The sequence below is a fragment of the Pseudomonas sp. PGPPP1 genome (assembly GCF_002255865.1).
Lineage (GTDB): Bacteria > Pseudomonadota > Gammaproteobacteria > Pseudomonadales > Pseudomonadaceae > Aquipseudomonas > Aquipseudomonas cremoris.
This window is the reverse complement of the sequence record NZ_NKIG01000066.1, coordinates 1-5,921: the sequence shown is the minus strand read 5'-3', so window position 1 is coordinate 5,921 and position 5,921 is coordinate 1. Positions and strand designations below refer to the sequence as shown.

The window sequence follows — 5,921 nt, the reverse complement described above, 5'->3', positions numbered from 1 at the left end:
GATAGCGGATGTGTTCGCTACGCCCCAATGGATCGCGCGTCTCGATCAGGCGGCCAATATCATCGTAGCTGTAGCGCCATTCGCCGCCCTGTGGATCGACGCTCTTCATCAATTGCCCGGCGATGATTTCCTCTTGCCAGCAGTTACCGAGGGGGTCGATGTGTTGGTAGATCTCGTAGAAGGGGCCCCAGTAGTAATGGTCTTGGCGGCCGAGGCTGTCGGTGACGTGGGTTTCGCCGCGTTCCAGGTCGTATTCGAATCGATACTCTTCGCCGTTGCTGCCCCAGTCGGGTGCTCAAGATGGGCTTCTGTAAGTTTAAAGTGAGCGTCATTGATAGGATGCTCGTTTTTATACCTACTTGCTGCAGTGGTTGAATTTATATTTGATTTTAAATTCCTCGTCTTGACTTAACTTGGGTCGTAGAAGTCATCGTTCTCTAAGTAGTAATTTAATGCATGCGCGTAATCGTGGATGTTAGAGTTGTGAGTTCTGTCTCTTTGGAAGTCGATGACGCTCTTGAAAATTTCAACATCTAGTAAGTAAGATGCATTGTTGGTTTGGGCGAGGCGCGGCAGTTGATCTTCAGTCAGATCCTCAAGTTCGTCGTCCCCCTCTAGTAGTAAAATTTCAGTTTTTGTAGGGGGAATTTCCCAATGCTGTTTATTTGTAAAAAGTGTTCCGCTCCAGTCTAGTGATTCATAGGTTGTGAGTAGCTCGGAAAGTGATTTGAATTTTTTCACTTGATAGCTCCAGATATTATCTACAAGGGGATCCGCCGCCCCATATATTTCGGCCACCCTTACCTTTAGGGTGGTAGTCGTTATGTCTGTTTTTATGATCGGCTGTGTCAACCAACGGTAGTAGTCCTCCGACTCGACCGTGGTGATGCCATGTTGTGTTCTTGAAGCCTTTTCCTCTAAATGTTCCAAGTTTTATTTGGTCGCGAACTCTCATGGCCTCTATCTTTTATTTAAGGTTGTCAAGGGATTTGGCGATTTCATCCCTGTCCTTATCGTATGGCGGTTTCCAATATTCTATTTCATTTTCTATCCATTTATCATAATCATCAGTGCCAAGCTCTTCGAGTAGAGAGTGGTTTAAAATTTTTCTTGCAGTGGCTAGCTTGTCAAGAATTGCTTTCTCTCTAATAAATAGTAACAATGCTAGTGCGGTGGTTTCTTTGTCTTCGAACCCAGAGCCTATTTTATCAATAGTGACCACTACCTCATCCAAGTTGGTTAAGATGCTTTTTAGTTCTGAAATTCCTATCTTGCACTTTTTGTTCATTTTATGGGCATCGCTTATTGAAAGAAGTCGTTTTTTTATCTAGTTTAATGTCGCCTTTTATTTTATATTCTTCAACGCCTAAGTTGTTTTTTCTGAATTCTACTCTTCCGGCATCTATGTCAATGTGGTTTCGGGCATGATGTGGTTTTATTTTAAATTTCTCAGCGGCGTCAGCCATGCTTAATGGCTTCCCTTTGGCCTTAGTGGCAAATACTGAATTTTGGTCGCCAGCCTTAATCAGCATGCTATTTTGTATTCCCTCTAGTCCTTGGTTGCTTGTGTAATGCCGTAAGCGAATAGTTTCGAGGCCGAGCGGATCAACCCACTTCGCTGCGTTCGGAGCGTATTGATAAAGATTGATTCCTCCCATCAACCCAATCGGATCCGGCTGCGTAAACCGCCCCACATCCGGATCAAAAAACCTGAAGGTGTTGTAGTGCAGCCCGGTTTCGCGGTCAAGGTACTGCCCTTGAAAGCGCAGGTTCTGCTCACGCCCCGGCTGCTGATCATGCCACTCGTCCCGCGTCTTGCCCCAGGCCTGGTACTCGCTGTGCCACACCGTGTGGCCGTCAGTGTCGGTCAGCTGTTCCGGCAGCCCGGCCAGGTTGGTGTGAAAGTAGAAGATGTCCTCGCTGCCTGGCTTGCCATCAATGCGGGCCAGCGGTTCATAGCTGCCCGGATCGGTATACACGTACAGGCTGGGCCTGCCGTCCTGCACCTCCTCAAGCAGTCGCAAGCCTTGCCAATGGAACAGCGTGCGGCTGCTCGGCTCGCTGGCGTTGTCGTTGTACACCTGCTTGCTGATGCGCCGCCCCAGCGGGTCGTAGTTGAAAAAGATGTGCTGGGCCATTGATCCCTGCTGCTGGCGGACACAGATCAGCCGGTGTTCCGCATCGTATTCGAAACGCTGGATGCGGTTGCTGCCGCTACGTTTTTCACTCAGCCGCCCAAAGCGGTCATAGCGATAACGCTTGTCTTGATACACATGCACGCGGTTATGCTTGATCAGGCCCTTGACCCGGTAGCCATCGAACAGGTTGCCGGCTGCGTCGTAATTGAGGCTCTCGATGTGCTGGCCCAACGACGCGGGGCTGCCCCGGTGCACGCTCTGGATCTGCTCGACCGGGTTGTATCCGTAGCGGGCGCTGCCTTGATAGCTCTTGCCTGTCGATGACTGGTTCTGGAATCGCCCGATCAGGCTGTCGTCATTGGCCGCCGTGGTCGGGCGGTTGCTGCCTGGTCGCTGAGTCTGGGTCAGTATCTCGGCCACCAGGTTATCGCTGGCGTCGTACTGGTAGTCTTTCTGCAGCAGCGGCAACACTTCGCGGGCGACCTGGTGATAGTGCAGCGCCTTCTGGCTGAGCCGGCCATTGCGGTCGTAGCGGGTACGGGTGTGCAGGGCGCCTTGGGTGCGCAGTACTTCCTCGTGCAGTGAATCGCGCTCGAAGTCGCTGATCACCCGGCCACCCAAGGTGATTTGATGCAGGTGGCCACTGCCGTAGTACAGATGGTTGAGTTGGCGTTGGTCGGGCAGGGTCAGGGTTTCAAGGTTGCCCAGCTCGTCGTAAGCGTATTTCAGTTCTCCGGCACTGTTGGCTTCGCTGAGCAGTTGGCCGAGGGCATCGTAGTCATACTCTGTGACGCTGTCGTCGATACTGTTGTGGATCAGGCGGCCGAGGGCGTCACGCTCGAAATGATGCACAAGTGGCGTGTGCGGTTCGACGCTGCCCTTGCCATCCAGTTCAGGTTCGGCATTCGGCGCGGGTATATGATGGCGCCCGGTGATGTCGCCGACACGAATGCTGTTATCCAGATATTGCTGGGCCAGTAGATGCTTCTGGTGCGCAGTTCTCCGAGACTGTCGTGTGTGACCTCAAATGCATGCCACCGGTGATGCTTGCGTCCAGCGAGCAACTTGGGCGACTGTCAGCAAGTCCTCCAAGTGGCAAATTTTCCAGTTTTTCTCATCCGTTTTTTATGGAAATGATTTCAATAGAAGTTCTTCAAGTGAGTTATGCATTTTTTGTACCTCTCCTGTTTCGTGAAGGAATATTATGATGTGGCCGTCTTGGTTGATGAGAATTGGATTTCCTGCTCCGTCATCTGATATGGCGAATGATTGCATTAGATCTTCTGTCAAATGTTCAGAGTATGTTTTTCGGAATTCCTTTGTTAGTTCTGTTACCGTTTCGTTTCCTATTAAGTCACCATTATCAAATGCGTGAATTTCGATTCCGCCAAATGCACCTCCGAAAATTTTTATAAAGTCTGTATACTGCTCGTTAAATTTTAATCCTAGTTCCAACTCGGCTTCGGAGATTTCTGTGTCGGTTGCAGGCCTTCCATGAAGATCACAATCTATCATAATGAGATTAGTGATTTTTTCTTTAAGTTTCTTATCCACTACGGGCATCTCCGGTTTGTTGTGCGGGTTGTCGAGGGCGTTTTGTTTCTATGTGCTATTTCTTTATTGGCTTGAGCTGCCCAAAACTCTCGTTTCCACATATTGAATTCGTCTCTGTTACTGATTCCTTTGCCTTTTTGGTTTCCATGAGGGTGGAGCTCTTTGTGTTTTTGTCGATGGTGTTTTTCCGGCATGCCTATAATGGGGCCTTCCGGTTGCTGTTTATAGTGATGTAGAACTATCTTGTTTCCGTGTTTGTCTTTAGGGCTTATACCATATGAGCTGGACTCTGGGCCGTTAAGGAAGCTAATTTTCTTTAGATTGGAATCCGTTAAGTGGCCTAGATCGGTATAACCGGTTACATCTAGGGTCAGTCCTCTGCTGTCAGTGAATGTTATTGGCGTGAGGCCTAACGGATCAACCCATCCCACCGCATTCGGCGCGTACTGATAAAGATTGATCCCACCCATCAACCCAATCGGATCCGGCTGGGTAAACCGCCCCACATCCGGATCAAAAAACCTGAAGGTGTTGTAGTGCAGCCCGGTTTCGCGGTCAAGGTACTGCCCTTGAAAGCGCAGGTTCTGCTCACGTCCCGGCTGCTGATCATGCCACTCGTCCCGCGTCTTGCCCCAGGCCTGGTACTCGCTGTGCCACACCGTGTTGCCGTAAGTGTCGGTCAGTTGTTCCGGCAGACCCGCGAGGTTGGTGTGGAAGTAAAAGATCGCCTCGCTTCCCGGCTTGCCATCAACGCGGGCCAGCGGTTCATAGCTGCCCGGATCGGCATACACGTACAGGCTGGGCCTGCCGTCCTGCACCTCCTCAAGCAGTCGCAAGCCTTGCCAATGGAACAGCGTGCGGTGGCTCGGTTCGCTAGCGTCGTCGTTATACACCTGCTTGCTAATACGCCGGCCCAGCGGGTCGTAACCGAACACCACGCTTTGGTGCAGGGCACCGTCCTGCTGATGCACGCCGATCAACCTGTACTCAGAGTCGTACTTGAAGCGTTGTATTCGATGGCTGCCGGTGCGCTTTTCACTCAGCCGCCCAAAGCGGTCATAGCGATAACGCTTGTCTTGATACACATGCACGCGGTTGTGCTTGATCAGGCCCTTGACCCGGTAGCCATCGAACAGGTTGCCGGCCGCGTCATAGTTGAGGCTCTCGACCGACGGGCCCCGGTGCACGCTTTGGATCTGCTCGACCGGGTTGTAGCCGTAGCGGGCGCTGCCTTGATAGCTCTTGCCTGTCGATGACTGGTTCTGGAATCGCCCGATCAGGCTGTCGTCATTGGCCGCCGTGGTCGGGCGGTTGCTGCCAGGTCGCTGAGTCTGGGTCAGTATCTCGGCCACCAGGTTGTCGCTGGCGTCGTACTGGTAGTCCTTCTGCAACAGCGGCAACACTTCGCGGGCGGCCTGGTGATAGTGCAGCGCCTTCTGGCTGAGGCGGCCATTGCGGTCGTAACGGGTACGGGTGTGCAGGGCGCCTTGGGTGCGCAGTACTTCCTCGTGCAGTGAATCGCGCTCGAAGTCGCTGATCACCCGCCCGCCCAGATTGATCTGATGCAGGTGGCCGCTGCCGTAGTACAGGTGGTTGAGTTGGCGTTGGTCGGGCAGAGTCAGGGTTTGCAGGTTGCCCTGCTCGTCGTAGTCGTACTGCAGCAGACCGGCGCTGTTGGTTTCGCTGACCAGTTGACCGACGGCATCGTAGGTATAGTCGAGCCGCTGCTGGTCGCCCTGTGTGTCGGTAAAGCTGATCGCCAGCAGGTTGTCGGCGGTGTCGTAGGCATACTCGGTGACCCCATCATCGGTACGTTTGCGGATCAAGCGACCCACGGCGTCACGCTCGAAATGGTGTACCACTGGCGTGTTCGATTCGGCGCTGTCCTTGCCATCCAGCTCCGGTTCGGCGATCGGCGCGGGAATATGGTGGATGCCGGTGACATCGCCCAAGGGGTTGTACTGATAGATGCGCCCGCTGCCGTCCAGATCCTGCTGAGCCAGCAGGCGGTCCAGCACGTCCCATTCGAAGCGGTAGCGTTCGTGGTTTTCATTACTCAGGTGCAGCAGGCGGTCATAGGCGTCGTAGCCGAACTCGACGGTATGGCCGAGGGCGTCAATCCGCTGGATCAGACGACCACTGCGGTCGTAACGCAGGCGGGTGATGCGCTGGGCCGGGTCGGTGTAGGCGATCAGTTGGCCGGCGGCGTCAATGTCGTAGCGGTCGATG

At 53.1% G+C, this 5,921-nt stretch carries 6 protein-coding genes; all 6 read right to left on the bottom strand.

Annotated elements, in window-relative coordinates; translation table 11 throughout:
• Positions 1–408: 408 nt before the first annotated feature.
• Positions 409–741, bottom strand: coding sequence for a DUF7716 domain-containing protein (locus tag CFE47_RS31930; protein ID WP_286842967.1), 333 nt, complete (start codon positions 739–741; stop codon positions 409–411).
• Between the two features lie 16 nt (positions 742–757).
• On the bottom strand, positions 758–955 hold the full coding sequence (locus CFE47_RS31925; RefSeq protein ID WP_286842965.1) for an HNH endonuclease: 198 nt from the start codon (positions 953–955) through the stop codon (positions 758–760).
• A 12-nt stretch (positions 956–967) separates the two neighbouring features.
• The gene (locus tag CFE47_RS30880; protein WP_286842962.1) at positions 968–1,288 is read right to left on the bottom strand and encodes a hypothetical protein; all 321 of its coding nucleotides are present in this window, start codon (positions 1,286–1,288) and stop codon (positions 968–970) included.
• 1 nt (position 1,289) lies between these two features.
• Complete coding sequence (locus CFE47_RS30875; protein WP_286842960.1) at positions 1,290–2,990, bottom strand: RHS repeat-associated core domain-containing protein; 1,701 nt, start codon at positions 2,988–2,990, stop codon at positions 1,290–1,292.
• A gap of 273 nt (positions 2,991–3,263) precedes the next feature.
• Positions 3,264–3,692, bottom strand: coding sequence for an SMI1/KNR4 family protein (locus CFE47_RS30870; protein WP_286842957.1), 429 nt, complete (start codon positions 3,690–3,692; stop codon positions 3,264–3,266).
• On the bottom strand, positions 3,692–5,921 hold a 2,230-nt coding region (locus tag CFE47_RS30865), incomplete at its 5' end, for an RHS repeat-associated core domain-containing protein (protein ID WP_286842954.1). The genes CFE47_RS30870 and CFE47_RS30865, both read right to left, overlap by 1 nt.